The sequence below is a fragment of the Burkholderia sp. RF4-BP95 genome (genome assembly GCF_001521985.1).
Lineage (GTDB): Bacteria > Pseudomonadota > Gammaproteobacteria > Burkholderiales > Burkholderiaceae > Burkholderia > Burkholderia diffusa.
In genome coordinates, this window is the sequence record NZ_LOSX01000027.1 from 159,425 (window position 1) to 176,417 (window position 16,993).

16 protein-coding genes and 1 riboswitch are annotated in these 16,993 nt (G+C 69.2%); of the genes, 12 read left to right on the forward strand and 4 right to left on the reverse strand.

Annotation, left to right across the window (positions count from 1 at the left end):
• The first annotated feature begins 50 nt into the window (after positions 1 to 50).
• From glpK to WS46_RS11855, 3 genes are all read left to right on the forward strand, one after another.
• On the forward strand, positions 51 to 1,553 hold the full coding sequence (gene glpK / locus WS46_RS11845) for a glycerol kinase GlpK (protein ID WP_059465737.1): 1,503 nt from the start codon (positions 51 to 53) through the stop codon (positions 1,551 to 1,553).
• 96 nt (positions 1,554 to 1,649) lie between these two features.
• On the forward strand, positions 1,650 to 2,366 hold the full coding sequence (locus WS46_RS11850) for an MIP/aquaporin family protein (protein ID WP_059528107.1): 717 nt from the start codon (positions 1,650 to 1,652) through the stop codon (positions 2,364 to 2,366).
• A gap of 234 nt (positions 2,367 to 2,600) precedes the next feature.
• Positions 2,601 to 3,287: an HAD family phosphatase gene (locus WS46_RS11855; RefSeq protein ID WP_059528111.1), complete on the forward strand. Its 687-nt coding sequence runs from the start codon at positions 2,601 to 2,603 to the stop codon at positions 3,285 to 3,287.
• An 89-nt stretch (positions 3,288 to 3,376) separates the two neighbouring features.
• Here WS46_RS11855 and ribB read toward each other — a convergent pair whose 3' ends face one another.
• The 3 genes from ribB to WS46_RS11870 form a co-directional block, all read right to left on the reverse strand.
• Positions 3,377 to 4,087 (reverse strand): 3,4-dihydroxy-2-butanone-4-phosphate synthase, encoded by a 711-nt coding sequence (gene ribB / locus WS46_RS11860; RefSeq protein ID WP_059690639.1) that lies wholly within the window; start codon positions 4,085 to 4,087, stop codon positions 3,377 to 3,379.
• 118 nt (positions 4,088 to 4,205) lie between these two features.
• Positions 4,206 to 4,354: riboswitch (FMN riboswitch) on the reverse strand.
• 182 nt (positions 4,355 to 4,536) lie between these two features.
• Positions 4,537 to 5,220, reverse strand: coding sequence for a helix-turn-helix domain-containing protein (locus tag WS46_RS11865; RefSeq protein ID WP_059465738.1), 684 nt, complete (start codon positions 5,218 to 5,220; stop codon positions 4,537 to 4,539).
• A gap of 212 nt (positions 5,221 to 5,432) precedes the next feature.
• Positions 5,433 to 6,608 carry an MFS transporter gene (locus tag WS46_RS11870; RefSeq protein WP_059690679.1) on the reverse strand — a complete coding sequence of 392 codons (1,176 nt, stop codon included), beginning with the start codon at positions 6,606 to 6,608 and terminating at the stop codon, positions 5,433 to 5,435.
• Between WS46_RS11870 and WS46_RS36020 the strand changes: the two genes are divergently transcribed.
• The 9 genes from WS46_RS36020 (at position 6,541) to lnt (ending at position 15,103) form a co-directional block, all read left to right on the forward strand.
• The gene (locus WS46_RS36020; RefSeq protein ID WP_162499717.1) at positions 6,541 to 6,726 is read left to right on the forward strand and encodes a hypothetical protein; all 186 of its coding nucleotides are present in this window, start codon (positions 6,541 to 6,543) and stop codon (positions 6,724 to 6,726) included. The two genes, WS46_RS11870 and WS46_RS36020, sit on opposite strands and share 68 nt — an antisense overlap.
• 29 nt (positions 6,727 to 6,755) lie before the next feature.
• Positions 6,756 to 7,688, forward strand: coding sequence for a LysR family transcriptional regulator (locus tag WS46_RS11875; protein ID WP_059528117.1), 933 nt, complete (start codon positions 6,756 to 6,758; stop codon positions 7,686 to 7,688).
• A gap of 256 nt (positions 7,689 to 7,944) precedes the next feature.
• Positions 7,945 to 9,318: a tRNA (N6-isopentenyl adenosine(37)-C2)-methylthiotransferase MiaB gene (miaB, locus tag WS46_RS11880; protein ID WP_059528119.1), complete on the forward strand. Its 1,374-nt coding sequence runs from the start codon at positions 7,945 to 7,947 to the stop codon at positions 9,316 to 9,318.
• A gap of 33 nt (positions 9,319 to 9,351) precedes the next feature.
• Positions 9,352 to 10,398, forward strand: a complete 1,047-nt coding sequence (locus WS46_RS11885) for a PhoH family protein (RefSeq protein WP_059528122.1) — start codon at positions 9,352 to 9,354, stop codon at positions 10,396 to 10,398.
• 152 nt (positions 10,399 to 10,550) lie between these two features.
• On the forward strand, positions 10,551 to 11,336 hold the full coding sequence (gene ybeY / locus WS46_RS11890; RefSeq protein ID WP_059528125.1) for an rRNA maturation RNase YbeY: 786 nt from the start codon (positions 10,551 to 10,553) through the stop codon (positions 11,334 to 11,336).
• 13 nt (positions 11,337 to 11,349) lie between these two features.
• Entirely contained in the window at positions 11,350 to 11,982 is a 633-nt protein-coding gene (locus tag WS46_RS11895; RefSeq protein ID WP_059528127.1) for a gamma-glutamylcyclotransferase, read from the forward strand.
• Between the two features lie 53 nt (positions 11,983 to 12,035).
• Positions 12,036 to 12,185 carry a hypothetical protein gene (locus tag WS46_RS36025; RefSeq protein WP_179949148.1) on the forward strand — a complete coding sequence of 50 codons (150 nt, stop codon included), beginning with the start codon at positions 12,036 to 12,038 and terminating at the stop codon, positions 12,183 to 12,185.
• Between the two features lie 286 nt (positions 12,186 to 12,471).
• The gene (locus WS46_RS11905; protein ID WP_059447841.1) at positions 12,472 to 13,359 is read left to right on the forward strand and encodes an HlyC/CorC family transporter; all 888 of its coding nucleotides are present in this window, start codon (positions 12,472 to 12,474) and stop codon (positions 13,357 to 13,359) included.
• Between the two features lie 52 nt (positions 13,360 to 13,411).
• The gene (gene lnt / locus WS46_RS11910; RefSeq protein WP_059690640.1) at positions 13,412 to 15,103 is read left to right on the forward strand and encodes an apolipoprotein N-acyltransferase; all 1,692 of its coding nucleotides are present in this window, start codon (positions 13,412 to 13,414) and stop codon (positions 15,101 to 15,103) included.
• 37 nt (positions 15,104 to 15,140) lie between these two features.
• Here the strand turns inward: lnt and WS46_RS11915 are convergent, their stop codons facing one another.
• Positions 15,141 to 16,778, reverse strand: coding sequence for a tetratricopeptide repeat protein (locus tag WS46_RS11915; RefSeq protein ID WP_059690641.1), 1,638 nt, complete (start codon positions 16,776 to 16,778; stop codon positions 15,141 to 15,143).
• Positions 16,779 to 16,993: the final 215 nt, after the last annotated feature.

The window sequence follows — 16,993 nt, forward strand, 5'->3', positions numbered from 1 at the left end:
CATGCGGCGCGCATCACAACTACGCCAATCCACGGATGGAGATGAGAGACATGCAGGATCAGTACATCCTCGCGCTTGACCAGGGCACGACGAGCTCCCGCGCGATGCTGTTCGATCGCCAGGGCAACATCGTATCGATCGCCCAGAAGGAATTCGAACAGATCTACCCGCAACCCGGCTGGGTCGAGCACGACCCGCAGGAAATCTGGTCGACGCAAGCCGGCGTCGCCGCCGAAGCGGTCACGCGCACGGGCCTGAACGGCACGTCGATCGCCGCGATCGGCATCACCAACCAGCGCGAGACGACGATCGTCTGGGATCGCGAGACGGGCCAGCCCGTCTACAACGCGATCGTGTGGCAGGACCGCCGCACCGCCGACTTCTGCGATTCGCTGAAGAAGCAGGGCCTCGAAGCGAAGGTGCGCGCGAAGACCGGCCTGCCGATCGACTCGTACTTCTCCGCGACCAAGATCCGCTGGATCCTCGACAACGTGCCGGGCGCGCGCGACAAGGCGCGCCAGGGCAAGCTCGCCTTCGGCACCGTCGACAGCTGGCTCGTGTGGAACTTCACGAAGCACGAACTGCACGTGACCGACGTGACCAACGCGTCGCGCACGATGCTGTTCAACATCCACACGCGCGAGTGGGACAGCGAGCTGCTCGAGCTGCTCGACATCCCGCGCAGCATGCTGCCGGAAGTGAAGGCGTCGTCGGAAATCTACGGCCATACGAAGACCACGGTGTTCGCGTCGAAGATCCCGCTCGCGGGCATCGCCGGCGACCAGCACGCCGCGCTGTTCGGCCAGATGTGCACGACGTCGGGCATGGTGAAGAACACCTACGGCACCGGCTGCTTCCTGATGATGAACACCGGCGACAAGCCGATCGAGTCGAAGAACAACCTCGTCACGACGATCGCCTGGCAGATCGGCGACGACGTGCAGTACGCGCTCGAAGGCAGCATCTTCATCGCGGGCGCGGTCGTGCAGTGGCTGCGCGACGGTGTCGGCATCATCAAGACGGCCGCCGAGATCGAAGCGCTCGCCGCGAGCGTGCCGCATACCGACGGCGTCTATCTCGTGCCGGCGTTCGCGGGCCTCGGCGCGCCGCACTGGAATGCGCGGGCGCGCGGTTCGGTGTTCGGCGTCACGCGCGGCACGACGTCCGCGCACCTCGCGCGCGCGGCGCTCGACGCGATCGCTTACCAGTCGCTCGACGTGCTGGCCGCGATGGAAGCCGACTCCGGCATCAGCATCGGCGAGCTGCGCGTCGACGGTGGCGCGAGCGCGAACAATCTGCTGATGCAGTTCCAGGCCGACCTGCTCGGCGTCGACGCGGTGCGTCCGCAGATCACCGAGACGACCGCGCTCGGCGCGGCCTACCTCGCGGGCCTCGCGATCGGCTACTGGAAGAACCTCGACGAAGTGCGCAGCCAGTGGCAGCTCGATCGCCGCTTCTCGCCGTCGATGCCGAAGGAGCAGGTCGAGCGCTGCATGGCCGGCTGGCAACGCGCGGTGCGCGCCGCCAAGGCGTGGGCCGACGACACGCAGTAACCCGCAGCAGCCGGAACCGGAAGCAATCCGAACGAAATAAAACAACACCGGCGGACCGCGCGGCGCGCGAGTCCGCCGTCATCTACGAGAGACAACATGTCACCTTACATTGCGGAATTCATCGGCACGGCGATCCTCGTGCTGCTCGGCAACGGCGCGGTCGCCAACGTGCTGCTTGCGAAGACCAAGGGCAAAGGCGCGGACCTCATCGTGATCGTCATGGGCTGGGCGATGGCGGTGTTCGTCGCCGTCTACGTGACCGCGTCGTTCAGCGGCGCGCACCTGAACCCGATCGTCACGATCAGCCTCGCGCTCGCGGGCAAGTTCGCGTGGTCGAAGGTCGGCGGCTACATCCTCGCGCAGATGCTCGGCGGGATGGCCGGCGCGCTGCTCGTGTGGCTCGCGTATCGCCAGCACTTCGCGAAGGAAGCCGATGCGGACCTGAAGCTCGCGGTGTTCTGCACGGCGCCCGCCATCCGCAGCACCACGCACAACGTGCTGACCGAAGCGATCTGCACGTTCGTGCTGATCCTCGGCGTGCTGTACCTCGCGTCGCCGCAGGTCGGTCTCGGCGCGCTCGACGCGTTGCCCGTCGGCCTGCTCGTGCTCGGCATCGGCATCTCGCTCGGCGGCCCGACCGGCTATGCGATGAGCCCGGCGCGCGACCTGTCGCCGCGCATCATGCACGCGCTGCTGCCGATTCCCGGCAAGCGCGACAGCGATTGGCGCTATGCGTGGGTGCCGGTGATCGGCCCGCTGCTCGGCGGCGCCGCGGCGGCCGGCCTGTATCTGCGTCTGCACGCGATGGCCTGATCGCGGTTTCGATCGAGCTCGAGCCTGGGCGCGCGGCCGCGGTTGCCGCGCGCTTCCGCCCTCCCGTTTCGTCACACGAGCGACGACGCGCCGGCCTCGCTCGCGCCGGCGTGTCGGCCAACGGAGGGCGTAGCCGGGACCGGACGCAGGCGCCAAGCGGTTCGCGGCGCACCGTCGAAAGCACGTATCATGGCGGGATGCTCGGCGTCGCCGACACCCCGCTTCTTCACCACCATGCTCGATCACCTTATCTGCGACTGCGACGGCGTCCTCGTCGACAGCGAAGTCATTGCCGACCGCGTGCTGTTCGACACGCTGTCCGCCACCTTCCCTCACCTCGATTTCGAAGAAGCCGCGAAGTCCGCCTTCGGCCAGCAGACGTCGCGCTTTCTCGCCGGGCTCGAAGCGCATTTCGGCATCCGGATGCCCGACAACTTCATCGAGACCGTCGAGCGCAACATCGAGACCGGTCTCGCACAATCGCTCGCGCCGATCACCGGCGTGCGCGACGCGCTGCTGAAGGTCGGCCTGCCGGCCGCGGTGGTATCGAACAGCCGGCTCGTGCGCGTGCGCAGCTCGCTGAAGCGCGCCTCGCTCACCGAAATCTTCGGCGATCGCGTGTTCAGCTCCGAGCAGGTCGCACGGCCTAAGCCCTACCCCGACGTGTACCTGCACGCCGCGCGGACGCTCGGCGTCGCGCCGGCGCGCTGCGTCGTCGTCGAGGACAGCGTGTCGGGCCTGAACGCCGCGCGCGCGGCGGGCATGAAGACGATCGCGTTCGTCGGCGCGAGCCACATCCCCGACAACTACGCGGACGCGCTGCGCGCGATGGGCATCACGCGGATCATGCGCAGGATGGATGAACTGCCGGCGCTCGTCGCGGCCGGCCTGCGCGGCGAATTCGGCGACGTGCAGTCCTGACGGACGGCCGCGCCGGATCGCCATGACCGGCGCGCGCTCGATGCGCACGCCGTCCCGCGGGCGCATCGGCGCGCCCGCCACACCTGCCGTCAGGCCGGCTCGCAGCAGCGCTCGCGCACGGCCGCCAGCGCCTCGCGGAATTCGACGAGCTCCGCGATCGTCAGCATCGGCAACCCGTGCTGCCGCGCGAAACGCTCGACGTCGTCGCCGCGCGTCATCGTGCCGTCCGGATTCATCAGCTCGCACAGCACGCCCGCCGGCTTCAGGCCGGCGAGGATCGACAGATCGACCGTCCCTTCGGTGTGACCGCGGCGCGCCAGCACGCCGCCGGGTTGCGCACGCAACGGAAACACGTGGCCGGGGCGCACGATGTCGTACGGCTTCGCATCGTCGGCGATCGCCGCGCGGATTGTCGTCACGCGGTCGGCCGCGGACACGCCGGTATGCACGCCTTCGCGCGCCTCGATCGATACGGTGAACGCGGTGCCGTTGCGGCTCTCGTTGGTCTGCACCATCGGCGGCAGCTCGAGCGCGCGGACCTTGTCGTCGGTCAGGCACAGGCATACGATGCCGCTGCACTCGCGGATCAGGAGCGCCATCGTCTCGGGCGTGATGCGCTCGGCGGCGACGATCAGGTCGGCCTCGTTTTCACGGTCGTGATCGTCCTGCAACACGACCGCGCGGCCCGCGCGCAACGCGTCGAGCGCGGCGGCGATGCGCGGCGGCACCGGTTCGGAATCGAGCAACGGGAGATCGGCAAAGGCGTCGGCGGGTGCCGACGAAACGGACATGAAGGACATGTGAAACGCTCCTCGCAATGATGATTTGGGCGAAAAACGTTTCAGGGCATTGCAAACAGACAGAACGACAACCCGCTTCGCACGCATGGCAAAGCGGCCCTGACGGACATGACTATCTGCACATCTTCTCTCATCCGGACTATGACCGTCGGCTCTGGCATTCGACCAGATCTGCTGACCCCGCGCGGATGCGCGGGCGCTCGCGGGCTCGCCGGCTTTCGCCAGCCTACCGCCGGTGGGGAATTTCGCCCCGCCCTGAAGACGCACTGATTACCGGCCGGGGTCTACCCCGGAACCGGCGGGCCAAGCATACATCAGCCGCGCGCACCGCGCAGCGAACCACACCTAAAACCTTACCGACGACTCGTTCTAACGGCATCGTCCGAACGGCCGGCACCCGGCCTGCGCGCCGTCCCGAACGGAACCGGCGCCGGCCCGGCGACCCGCGCTCAGCCGGCCGCGTGCGCGGCGTCGGGCACGAGCCAGCGCGGCGGCACCTCCGGGCTCACCGTCACGCGGAATGCGCGCGCCTCGCTGTCGCCGGGATTGCGCAGGCTGTACGGCTGGTCGGCGTCGAACACGATTGCATCGCCGGTCGCGAGCAGCTGGCGCCGATCGTGCACGCTGACTTCGAGCGTGCCTTCGCTGACGACCAGGTTGACCGTCGTGCCGGGCGCGCGGCGCGTGCCGGGTTCCGTGTGCAGCGGCGCGATCCGCAACTCGTGGAATTCGGCCGCGGCCGGCTCGCCTTCCGGATACAGCGCGCGCGCCGAGAAGCGGCCGTTCGAACTGACGACGCGCGCCGCGCGCTCGGCCGCCAGGTGCTCGAAGCCGTTCACCGCGTGGCGACGCAGGAATGCGGCCACCGATACCTTCAGCGCCGCGGCGATCTTGCAGAGCACCTTGATCGACGGCACGCTGCGCGCGGATTCGATCTGCGCGAGCATCGCGCGCGACACGCCGGACAGCCGCGCGAGCGCATCGAGCGACAACTGCCGCTCGGCGCGCAAGCGCGCGAGATTCACGCCGACGACCTGCTCGAGGACGTCGAGCGACGCGGACGTCCGCGCGTCGGCGGCATTGCCGGACTCGAAGGAAGACACGTCGCGCACCAGCGCCAGGGGTGAAGACATAGCATGGCCTCCGGGCCGCCGCGCGGCCCTGCGAATGGGGTAAGCCGGAATCGGGTTGCGCCACGAACGGCGCGTATCGAGACGCTATCACCCGGCCCCGCCCCGGCAAACGAAGTTATCTTCACACCGTTATCAGCATCGCGGAGGAATGCGTTTCTCGCGAACCTTTTCCTGTCGCCATAGCGCCGGCACACCGCCGCCCGGTGCACCGCTCAATGCGCGGCCGGTGCCGCGCCGCGCGCCGGGGCACGCGCATCGAGCCGCATCGCGAACCACGTGACGACGAGCGCGGCGAACGTCACCGCGACGGCGACCCACGGCAACGCATCGAGCGCGAAGCCGTGCCCCAGCGCGAGGCCGCCGAGCCACGCGCCGCCCGCGTTGCCGACGTTGAACGCGCCGATGTTCAGCGTCGACGCGAGATGCGGCGCGCTCGCGGCCTTTTCGACCACGCGCGCCTGCAGCGGCGGCACCGTCGCGAACGCGGCGATCCCCCAGACGAATACGGTCACGGCGGCGGCGACCGGCAGATGGCTCGTCTTCGCGAACACGGCCATCACGGCCATCAGCGCGACCAGGATCGCGATCAGCGACGGCATCAGCGCGCGGTCGGCGAGCCTGCCGCCGAGCGTGTTGCCGACCGTCAGCCCCGCGCCGAACAGCACGAGGATCAGCGCGACCGCACGCGGCGAAAAACCGGTGACGGTTTCGAGGATCGGCGCGATGTACGTGAACACGACGAATACGCCGCCGAAACCGAGCACGGTCATCAGGAGCGCGAGCCAGACCTGCGGCTCCTTGAGCACCCGCACTTCGTGGCCGAGGCCGACGGGCCCGCTGTCGTGGCGGTTCGGCACCAGCAGCGCGACGCCGCCGAGCGACAGCACGCCGAGCGCGGCGACGATCCAGAACGACGCGCGCCAGCCGAGCAGCTGGCCGACGAACGTGCCGAACGGCACGCCGAGCACGTTCGACAACGTGAGGCCCGTGAACATCAGCGCGATCGCGCTCGCGCGCTTGTCGGCCGGCACGAGCGACGCGGCCACCACCGCGCCGATCCCGAAGAACGAGCCGTGCGCGAACGACGTGACGACACGTGCGACCATCAGCATCGCGTAGCCGGACGCGGTCGCGCACAGCACGTTGCCGACGATGAAGATCGTCATCAGCAGCTGCAGCGCGGCCTTGCGCGGCATGCGGCTCGTCAGCACCGCGAGCAGCGGCGCGCCGACCGCGACGCCGAGCGCGTAGCCCGTGACCAGCAGGCCGGCCGACGGCAGCGACACGGCGAGGTCGTGCGCGACTTCGGGCAGGAGTCCCATGATGATGAATTCGGTGGTGCCGATGGCGAAGGCGCTGATCGCGAGCGCCAGTAATGGAATGGGCATGACGTTCTCCGAAAAGGCGGCGGACGCGGCATCCGGTCCGTACCGCACCGCACAAGAAGCGGGATGTGCGCGCATTGTCCCGAATACGCCTATCTTTGATAATTGGCGCGGCATTTGAACCATTTTCAAAAAATTCTGGAAATTCCGATGGATCGACTGGGCGACATCCGGCTGTTCGTCGAGGCGGCGGAACTGGGCAGCCTGTCCGCGGCGGGGCGCAAGCTGAACCTCACGCCGGCCGCCGCGAGCGCGCGCCTCGCGAAGCTCGAGGCGAAGGTCGCGACGCGGCTGTTCGAGCGCTCGACGCGGCAGCTGCGCCTCACCGACGAAGGCCGGCTCTACCTGAACTGCTGCCGGCAGGCGCTGCAGGCGCTCGACGACGCGCACGCGCTGCTGCAGGAGGGCCGCAACGTGGTGGCCGGCAAGGTGCGGCTGTCGTCGACGTCCGATTTCGGCCGCAACCAGCTGCTCGACTGGCTCGACGAATTCACCACGCTGCATCCGGGCGTCACCTTCTCGCTGACGGCGTCCGATTCGTCGTCGAACCTGTGGCAGGACGAGATCGACCTCGCGATCCGCTTCGCCGCCCCGCCCGACGGCGCGCTGATCGCACGCCGGCTCGCCGCGAACCGGCGCGTGCTGTGCGCGGCGCCGTCGTTCGTCGAGCGCCATGGCGTGCCGGCCGATCCGCACGATCTGGCTCGTTTTCCCTGCAACGTGATCACGATCGCGTCGGGCCCCATGAACACGTGGCGCTTCACGCGCGGCGACGAGGTGCAGACCCATACGGTGCAGGTCTCGACCGCGTTCGAGACCAACGACGGCGGCCTCACCCGCGAATGGACGCTGCGCGGCCACGGCATCGCGCTGAAGTCGCTGTGGGACATCGCCGACGACGTGCGCGCCGGCCGGCTGCGCGTGCTGCTGCCCGACTGGCGGCACCAGGACGCGCCGCTGCACGCGCTCTATCACGGCAAGCGCTACATGGCGCCGCGCGTGCGCGTGCTGCTCGACTTCCTCGCCGAACGCTTCGCGCGCGAGGAAGCAGCGCTCGACGACCTGCTGAACGCGTGCCGCTGACGCTTGCCGCGCCGCCATATCGGGGTCGGAGCGCCACGGCGGCGTCGCGCGGCCGCAACCCGCCGCCCGCCCGCGACGGCGCGTAAAGCTATAATGGAAAGCTTTCCCGACGGCTTTTCACGCATTCGCGAGGTTTCGCGACATGCTCGCTCGACGCGCGCCGCGCGCCCCGGTCCGCCACGCGGCACCGGCAGCAGCCGTCCCGATTCACCCTTGACGACGCCCCCAGGTCAACCACTGCGAACGGCGAATCCCCATGACCAAGAAAGTTTACGTAAAGACCTTCGGCTGCCAGATGAACGAGTACGACTCGGACAAGATGGTGGATGTGCTCAATGCGGCCGAAGGCCTCGAAAAGACCGATACCCCGGAAGACGCGGACATCATCCTGTTCAACACGTGCTCGGTGCGTGAGAAGGCGCAGGAAAAGGTGTTCTCCGACCTCGGCCGCGTGCGCGAGCTGAAGGAAGCGAAGCCGGGCCTGCTGATCGGCGTCGGCGGCTGCGTCGCCAGCCAGGAAGGCGCGTCGATCGTGTCGCGCGCGCCGTACGTCGACCTCGTGTTCGGCCCGCAGACCTTGCACCGCCTGCCGCAGATGATCGACGCGCGCCGTGAAAGCGGCCGCGCGCAGGTCGACATCACGTTCCCCGAGATCGAGAAGTTCGACCACCTGCCGCCCGCGCGCGTCGAGGGGCCGAGCGCGTTCGTGTCGATCATGGAAGGCTGCTCGAAGTACTGCAGCTACTGCGTCGTGCCGTACACGCGCGGCGACGAAGTGTCGCGTCCGCTCGACGACGTGCTGACCGAAGTGGCCGGCCTCGCCGACCAGGGCGTGCGCGAAGTCACGCTGCTCGGCCAGAACGTGAACGCGTATCGCGGCGCGCTGACGGCCGGTTCGACCGAAATCGCCGATTTCGCGACGCTGATCGAATACGTCGCCGACATCCCCGGCATCGAGCGGATCCGCTACACGACGTCGCATCCGAAGGAATTCACGCAGCGCCTGATCGACACCTACGCCAAGGTGCCGAAGCTCGTGAGCCACCTGCACCTGCCCGTCCAGCACGGCTCCGACCGCATCCTGATGGCGATGAAGCGCGGCTACACCGTGCTCGAATACAAGTCGGTGATCCGCAAGCTGCGCGCGATCCGCCCGGATCTGTCGCTGTCGACCGACATGATCGTCGGCTTCCCCGGCGAGACCGAGGAGGATTTCGACAAGATGATGGCGCTCGTGCACGAGATGAGCTACGACACCAGCTTCTCGTTCATCTACAGCCCGCGCCCCGGCACGCCGGCCGCGAACCTGCACGACGACACGCCGCGCGAGGTCAAGCTCAAACGCCTGCAACATCTGCAGGCGACCATCGAGGAAAACGTCGCGCGCATCAGCCAGTCGATGGTCGGGAAGGTCGAGCGGATCCTCGTCGAGGGCCCGTCGCGCAAGGACCCGAACGAACTGTCGGGCCGCACCGAGAACAACCGGGTCGTGAATTTCCCGGCGCCGCTCGCGTCGCACCCGCGCCTGATCGGCCAGATGATCGACGTGAAGATCAACCATGCGTACCCGCACTCGCTGCGCGGCGAGCTGCTGCTCGTGAGCGACGATGCGAGCGCGGCCACCCACTGACCGACTGACGTTCCACAGGAGCCCGACGCTACTTTGAAGACCGTCCAAGCACTGGAATTCACCGCGCCGCGCGACGACAACGCGCGCCTCGCCAACCTCTGCGGCCCGCTCGACGAGAACCTGCGGCAGATCGAACAGGCGCTCGACGTCACGCTCGCGCGGCGCGGCCACCGGATCACGATCCGCGGGCGCGGCGCGAAGCTCGCGCTCGCGGCGCTCGAGAACTTCTACAACCGCGCGCGCGATCCGCTGTCGGTCGACGATATCCAGCTCGCGCTGGTCGAAGTGCGCCACACGTCCGGCAACGGCCGTCAGGACACGATCGACGTGCGCTTTCGCGGCGACCCCGACCATCCGTTCGACGAGCCCGTCGTGCAGCTCGACGCGGACCTGCCGGACGAAGAACCCGCGCCGAAGCTCTATACGCGGCGCGCCGACCTGCGCGGCCGCACGCCCGCGCAGCGCGAATACCTGAAGCAGATCCTGTCGCACGACGTGACGTTCGGCATCGGGCCGGCCGGCACCGGCAAGACCTACCTCGCGGTCGCGTGCGCGGTCGACGCGCTGGAGCGCGACCAGGTCAAGCGGATCGTGCTGACACGCCCGGCCGTCGAGGCCGGCGAGCGGCTCGGCTTCCTGCCGGGCGATCTCGCGCAGAAGGTCGACCCGTACCTGCGGCCGCTGTACGACGCGCTGTACGACCTGCTCGGCTTCGACAAGACCGCGAAGATGTTCGAGCGCCAGATGATCGAGATCGCGCCGCTCGCATATATGCGCGGCCGCACGCTGAACCACGCGTTCATCATCCTCGACGAGGCGCAGAACACGACGCCCGAGCAGATGAAGATGTTCCTCACGCGGATCGGCTTCGGCTCGAAGGCCGTCGTCACCGGCGACACGAGCCAGGTCGACCTGCCGCGCGGGCACAAGAGCGGCCTCGTCGAGGCGCAGCAGGTGCTCGGCGGCGTGCGCGGCATCGCGCTCACGCGCTTCACGAGCGCGGACGTCGTGCGGCATCCGCTCGTCGCCCGCATCGTCGAAGCGTACGACGACTTCCACGCGCAGCACCGCGACGCGTAACGAGCCGGCGGCGCCCGCGCGCCGCACCGGCCGACGGCCCGGCCCGCCCGACGGCGCGCCGGGCCTTTTTTCGCTTGGGCGCGGCCGGTTCGAATTCGGGAGCGATCGGCCGTTTGGTGTATCCTCAACGCGTTCCAATCGCCGCACCCGTCATGAAATCTTCCCGTTCTCGCAAGTCCGGGCGCGACCAGTCCGCCGCGCCCGATTTCCCCCGTCTCTCGCTGTTCGATGCGAAGGGCAAGGCCCGGACCGTCAGCGCGCAAGGGCTTCGAATCGACTTCCCCGACGGCCGCAGCCTGATGTTCGACCTGTCGGGCAGTTCGGGCGAGGCCGCCGTCGCGATCGTCGCGCAGCACAACGATCCGGCGATGCGCGCGAAGCTCGCGCTGCAGCCCGAGCACTACGACAGCGTGACGCTGCACGTGGGTGCCGAACCCGCGCCGCTCGACGAGGAACTCGCGGAAATGGCGAACGAGGTGCGCGAGCTGGAGCTCGACCTGTCCGTGCAGTACGGTGACGAAATCACCGGCGACATCCGCAAGACGCTTCCCAAGCGCAAGCTGATCGCCGAATGGATCGAACCGGCGCTGTTCGCGAGCGCGCAGCTCACCGTGCGCTTCGTCGGCGAGGAAGAAGGCCGCACGCTGAACGCCGGCTACCGCCACAAGGACTACCCGACCAACGTGCTGACCTTCGCGTACGACCCGGCGCCCGACGGCACCGTGATCGGCGACCTCGTGCTTTGCTGCCCGGTCGTCGAGAAGGAAGCGCACGACCAGGGCAAGCCGCTCGCTGCCCACTACGCGCACCTGCTGGTGCACGGCGCGCTGCACGCGCAGGGCTACGATCACGAGACGAGCGACGAGGACGCCGCCGAAATGGAGGCGCTCGAAGTCGACATCCTCGCGAAACTGGGCTTTCCGAACCCGTACCAGTAAAGTCGTCCGCACCATGCACCACGCCGCGATGCTGCCGCCCGCCTACCCGCCGTCGATCGGCGAGGGGCGGCTGCTGACGGAAGACGAGCTCGCCGCGTCGCTCGCGCACACGATGCGCGACTGGGACGGCCGGCAGGATCTCTGGCTGTTCGGCTATGGCTCGCTGATCTGGAACCCCGGGCTGCCCACCATCGCCGCCGTGCGCGGCAAGGTGCACGGCTATCATCGCGGGCTCTACCTGTGGTCGCGCGTGAACCGCGGCACGCCCGAACGGCCGGGCCTCGTGCTCGCGCTCGACCGCGGCGGCTCGTGCTCGGGCATCGCATTCCGGCTCGCGGGCCCGACCGCGCAGCCGCATCTCGAGACGTTGTGGAAACGCGAAATGCCGATGGGGTCGTACCGGCCCGCGTGGCTGCCGTGCTCGCTCGAGACCGGCGAACGCGTGAACGCACTCGCGTTCGTGATGCGCCGCGACGTACCCACTTACACCGGCAAGCTGAGCGACCCCGTCGTCAAGGAAGTGTTCAGCTGCGCGGCCGGCCGCTACGGCACGACGCTCGACTACGTGAGCCGCACGGTGGACGCGCTGCGCGCGAGCGGCATCCCCGATCGCGCGCTGGAAGGGCTGCTCGCGCGATGCCGGTGAGGCTCGACCAGCCGGCCCGCGCCGCTCGTGCACGCGAAGGAGGCCCCGCACCCATGAAACCGTCACGCAAATCGCGCATCACGCTGGCCGCGCTGCTCGTCGCCGCGAGCGTCGCGCTGTCCGGCTGCGGCATCCTCGGCTGCGGCGGCGCCGCGACCAACGGCGCGGCTGCCGGCGGCTGCTCTGCCGGCATGCGCTTCTGAGGGCCCGAACGTCGGCCCGGCGTGTCCCGCACGCGACGAAATGCCACTGACGCCGGCAGCCCGGCCGGTCGCCCGCGCTTTTTTGCCGCCGCTGCCCCGCCGCCCCTTTCTGAGATAGGATGGAGACGAAGGACGGCGCCGCGCCCGGCGCGGCCGTTCCCGAGCGGGGCTCGCGCGCACCGCATGCCCTGGCCGGACGGCCGGTGTGACACGGCCGCGCCATGCCCTTGGTGTATCCTTGCCTACTCCGTGACCGCGCGCTCCGGCATGACCCGGGCGCACCACCATGAACGATTCGTATCCCAGTCGTAAGCTCACCGACAAACCGCAAGAAAAGCGCTCGCTGCTCGAGCGCCTGACCGACTTCATCTCGCCCGAGCCGGAATCCCGGACCGAGCTGCTGGAAATCCTCCAGGACGCCCACGAACGCAATCTGATCGACGCCGATTCGCTGTCGATGATCGAAGGCGTGTTCCAGGTGTCCGACCTGTGCGCGCGCGACATCATGGTGCCGCGCGCGCAGATGGACGCGATCAACATCGCCGACAAGCCCGAAGACTTCATCCCGTTCGTCCTCGAGAAGGCGCACTCGCGCTACCCGGTGTACGAGGAGAACCGCGACAACGTCATCGGCGTGCTGCTCGCGAAGGACCTGCTGCGCTTCTATGCCGAAGAGGAATTCGACGTGCGCGGGATGCTGCGTCCCGCCGTGTTCATTCCCGAATCGAAGCGCCTGAACGTGCTGCTGCACGACTTCCGCGTGAACCGCAACCACCTCGCGATCGTCGTCGACGAATACGGCGGCGTCGCGGGCCTGATCACGATCGAGGACGTGCTCGAACAGATCGTCGGCGACATCGAGGACGAATACGACTTCGACGAGGAAGCCGGCAACATCATCTCGGGGCCGGACGGCCGCTACCGCGTGCGCGCCCTCACCGAGATCGAACAGTTCAACGAAACGTTCGGCACCGACTTCCCCGACGACGAGGTCGACACGATCGGCGGGCTGATCACCCATCACTTCGGCCGCGTGCCGCACCGCGGCGAGAAGCTGCAGCTCGGCAACCTCGTGTTCGAGATCCAGCGCGGCGATGCGCGCCAGGTCCACGTGCTGCTGGTGCGCCGCAACCCGCTCGCGAGCCGCCGCGCCGAAACCTCGCACGAGGACTGACCGTCTCGCGCCGGCCGCGTCTCCTTCAACCGCTCGCCCTTTTTCGCTTCACATGGACGATCCGATCCCGTCCCGCCCGGCTGGCGGCCTTTTTGCGCCGGCCCCCGGCCGCACGCTGCCGCGCTGGCACTATCCGGCCGCACTGCTCGCCGGCGCGGCCAATACGCTCAGCTTCGCACCGACCCCGCACGGCGGCTGGCTGCAGCTCGCCGTATTCGTCTGGTTTTTCGCGCAGCTGACGCGCACGTCGAGCTGGCGCGGCGCCGCGCTCACCGGCGGCGCGTTCGGCTTCGGCAACTTCATCAGCGGCATCTGGTGGCTGTACATCAGCATGCACGTGTACGGCGAAATGGCCGCGCCGCTCGCGGGCGGCGCGCTGGTGCTGTTCTCGCTCTACCTGTCGCTGTACCCGGCGTTCTCGGCGGGGCTCTGGTCGTTCTGCGCGGGCCATGCGTGGCATCGCCGCGAACCCGATCCGCGGCCGTTCTCGCCGACCTGGCACGGCGCGTTCGCCTTCGCGAGCGCATGGGCGCTCGGCGAATGGCTGCGCGGCACCGTGTTTACCGGCTTTCCGTGGCTCGCGAGCGGCTATCCGCAGGTCGACGGCCCGTTCGCGGGCTTCGCACCGGTCGTCGGCGTGTACGGGATCGCGTGGGTGCTCGCGCTGTTCGCCGCGCTGGTCGTGCAGGCGCTCGTCGCCGCGCGCCGGTCGCCCGCATCCGAATCCGGCGGCGCCGGCAATGCGCGCGTGCGCGTCGTCGCGCCGGCCGGCATCGCCGTCGCGCTCGTCGCGGCCGGCATCGGGCTGTCGCAGGCCACGTGGACCGTGCCCGCGAACGCGCCGCTCACGGTGCGGCTGCTGCAGGGCAACGTGAAGCAGGACATCAAGTTCGAGCAGGAAGGCATCGACGCGGCGATCAAGATGTACACGCAGATGATCGTCGAGAAGCCGGCCGACCTGATCGTCACGCCGGAGACCGCGATCGCGGTGATGATCCAGGAGCTGCCCGAGCCGTTCGCCGTCGCGATCCGCAAGTTCAGCGACACGACGGGCTCGGCCGTGCTGTTCGGCGCGGTCGGCGCGTCGGTGACGCCGGACGGTCATTACGTCGACTACACGAACAGCCTGTACGGCGTGACGCCGCATTCGCGCGACATCTATCACTACGACAAGCACCATCTCGTGCCCTTCGGCGAATTCATTCCGTGGGGCTTCCGTTGGTTCGTCGACCTGATGAAGATGCCGCTCGGCGACTTCGCGCGCGGCGCGCCGGTGCAGAAGCCGTTCCTCGTGCACAACCAGCCGGTGATGGCCGACATCTGCTACGAGGACTTGTTCGGCGAGGAAATCGCCGCGACGATCCGCGACAACCCGCAACCGCCCGGCGTGCTCGTCAACGTGACGAACCTCGCGTGGTTCGGCGACACGATCGCGCTCGACCAGCATCTCCAGATCGCGCGGATGCGCGCGCTCGAAACGGGCCGGCCGATGCTGCGCTCGACCAACACGGGGATGACGGCCGCGATCGACGCGCGCGGACGCGTGCTCGGCCAGTTGAAGCCGTTCACGATCGGCTCGCTCGACGTGCGCATCGAAGGCACGAGCGGCTTCACGCCTTACGTGACGAGCGGCAACAACATCGTGCTCGCGGTGTCGCTGGTGCTGCTCGCGTTCGGCTTCACGTTCGGGCCGGGCCTGCGCCGCCGCAACGGCGCGAAGGCCGGCGACGACCGCAACGCCTGACGCATCGGGCGGCCGTCGCAAGCGGTGCGGCGGCCGCTCAGCCGCTCCGCTTCGCGTCCGCGGCCAGACCGCGCAGATCCCGCCCGAGCGTTTCCATCACCGGCGCCCATGCGCCGAACGTCGGCTGGCGGTACAGCGTCGCGGTCGGATACCACGGGCTGTCGGTGCGCTCGAGCAGCCACGGCCAGTGCGGATTCACGTCGAGCAGCACCCAGGTGCGCGCGCCGAGCGCGCCCGACAAGTGCGCGACCGACGTGCACACCGTGATCACCAGATCCAGCGCGCCGATGAACGCGGCCGTATCGTCGAAACTCTTCAGTTCGGCGGTGAAGTCCTCGATCGCGAAACCGGCCGCGCGCGCCGCGGCGACATCCGCGTCCGCCCCCGGCTGCAGCGAATGGAACGCGACGCCGTCGATACCGCGAAACGCATCGGCATAGCGTTCGAGCCCGACGCGCCGGAACGGATTGCGCTGGTGCCCCGCGCTGCCCGTCCACACGAGCCCGACCTTCAGCCGGCCGTCGCCCGCGAGCCGCGCCCGCCATGCGTCGCGCGCGTGCGGATCGGCATGCAGGTACGGCACCGACGCGCCGAGCGTCGACGTCTCCATCCCGAGCATCAGCGGCAGGCCGATGAGCGGCACTTCGTAGTCGAACGCAGGCAGCTCGTCGACGCCGCCGCCCGCGCTGAATGCGTCCGCGTGCGCGCCGAGGCTGCGCCGCATCAGCGTGCCCACTTGCGGAAACGTGTTCCACGCGAGCCGGCCGCCCTCGCGGTGCACGCGCTCCGCGAGCGGCGCGACGAAGCGCGCGAACTGCAGCACGTCGCCGAGCCCCTGCTCGCCCCAGACGAGCAGCGTCTTGCCCGCGAGCGGCTCGCCCTGCCAGCGCGGGCCGGGCAGCGCCGGCCGGCGGCCGCGCAGCTCGCCGGCGCCGTCCCAGCGTGCCTCGTGGCCGCGCCAGCCGGCCGCGTAGTTGCCGCGCACAAGCTGGATGATCGCGAGGTTGAATCGGAACGACGCGTCGTCGGGCGCCAGTTCGCACGCGCGCGCCGCGTAGCGCTCGGCGTCGTCCCAGCGCTGCGCCTCCTTCATCGCCATCGCGATGTTGTTCAGCGCGAGCGCATTGTCGGGCGCGATCTCCGCAAGCCGCGCCGCACCGGCGAGCGCGCCGTCGAGGTCGAGCGTCGCGAGCCGCGCGACGATCAGGTTGATCCACGCCTGCACGTCGTGCGGGTCGGCTTCCACGGCTGCGTCGAGCAGCGCGATTTCCTCGCGACGGTCGCCGCCCGACAGCCGCAGCGCGATCGCCAGGTTGTTGCGCAGCGACGGCCAGCGCGGATCGAGCGCGTAGGCGGCGCGGTACGGCGCGACGGCCTCCGCGTGACGGCCGAGCATCTGCAGTGCGTAGCCGTGATTGAAACGGGCACCGGCGTCCGGATGAATGCGCACCGCGCACTCGGCCAGCGCGAGCGCGTCGGCCGTGCGCTGCCGCGCGACGAGCGTCACGGTCAGCTGCGAGAGCGCAGCCGTGTCGACCGCGTGCAAATGGCCGGCGGCGGCGAGCCAGAGTGCGTGCGCGCCGTGCTCGCCGCGCGCTTGCGCGTCGGCGGCCTGCCCGAGCAGCGCGAGCAGCGGCGGCATCAGCGGAATGAGGAGGTCGTTCGAATCGTCCATGCGGTCCGGAGTGGAAAATCGGTCGCGCGGCAGGCGTCGCGCGCACTTCGATACGCGCATCTTAACGCCCGCGCAAGGTGGCGCGGCAGGCGGTGCCACAAGCGCATCGAGACGCCGCTGCCACGAGCGCACCGCGCATACCGGCAACCCGCGCACAGGCTGCGCACGGCTCGCCGAAACACCGCCGGCAGCCCCTTCGTCCGCGTTCCGGCCGC

Coding starts and splice junctions, on each gene's coding strand:
- glpK (WP_059465737.1), top strand. CDS start 51: ATGCAGGATCAGTACATCCTCGCGCTTGACCAGGGCACGACGAGCTCC.
- WS46_RS11850 (WP_059528107.1), top strand. CDS start 1,650: ATGTCACCTTACATTGCGGAATTCATCGGCACGGCGATCCTCGTGCTG.
- WS46_RS11855 (WP_059528111.1), top strand. CDS start 2,601: ATGCTCGATCACCTTATCTGCGACTGCGACGGCGTCCTCGTCGACAGC.
- ribB (WP_059690639.1), bottom strand. CDS start 4,087: ATGTCCTTCATGTCCGTTTCGTCGGCACCCGCCGACGCCTTTGCCGAT.
- WS46_RS11865 (WP_059465738.1), bottom strand. CDS start 5,220: ATGTCTTCACCCCTGGCGCTGGTGCGCGACGTGTCTTCCTTCGAGTCC.
- WS46_RS36020 (WP_162499717.1), top strand. CDS start 6,541: ATGATGATGAATTCGGTGGTGCCGATGGCGAAGGCGCTGATCGCGAGC.
- WS46_RS11870 (WP_059690679.1), bottom strand. CDS start 6,608: ATGCCCATTCCATTACTGGCGCTCGCGATCAGCGCCTTCGCCATCGGC.
- WS46_RS11875 (WP_059528117.1), top strand. CDS start 6,756: ATGGATCGACTGGGCGACATCCGGCTGTTCGTCGAGGCGGCGGAACTG.
- miaB (WP_059528119.1), top strand. CDS start 7,945: ATGACCAAGAAAGTTTACGTAAAGACCTTCGGCTGCCAGATGAACGAG.
- ybeY (WP_059528125.1), top strand. CDS start 10,551: ATGAAATCTTCCCGTTCTCGCAAGTCCGGGCGCGACCAGTCCGCCGCG.
- WS46_RS11895 (WP_059528127.1), top strand. CDS start 11,350: ATGCACCACGCCGCGATGCTGCCGCCCGCCTACCCGCCGTCGATCGGC.
- WS46_RS36025 (WP_179949148.1), top strand. CDS start 12,036: ATGAAACCGTCACGCAAATCGCGCATCACGCTGGCCGCGCTGCTCGTC.
- WS46_RS11905 (WP_059447841.1), top strand. CDS start 12,472: ATGAACGATTCGTATCCCAGTCGTAAGCTCACCGACAAACCGCAAGAA.
- lnt (WP_059690640.1), top strand. CDS start 13,412: ATGGACGATCCGATCCCGTCCCGCCCGGCTGGCGGCCTTTTTGCGCCG.
- WS46_RS11915 (WP_059690641.1), bottom strand. CDS start 16,778: ATGGACGATTCGAACGACCTCCTCATTCCGCTGATGCCGCCGCTGCTC.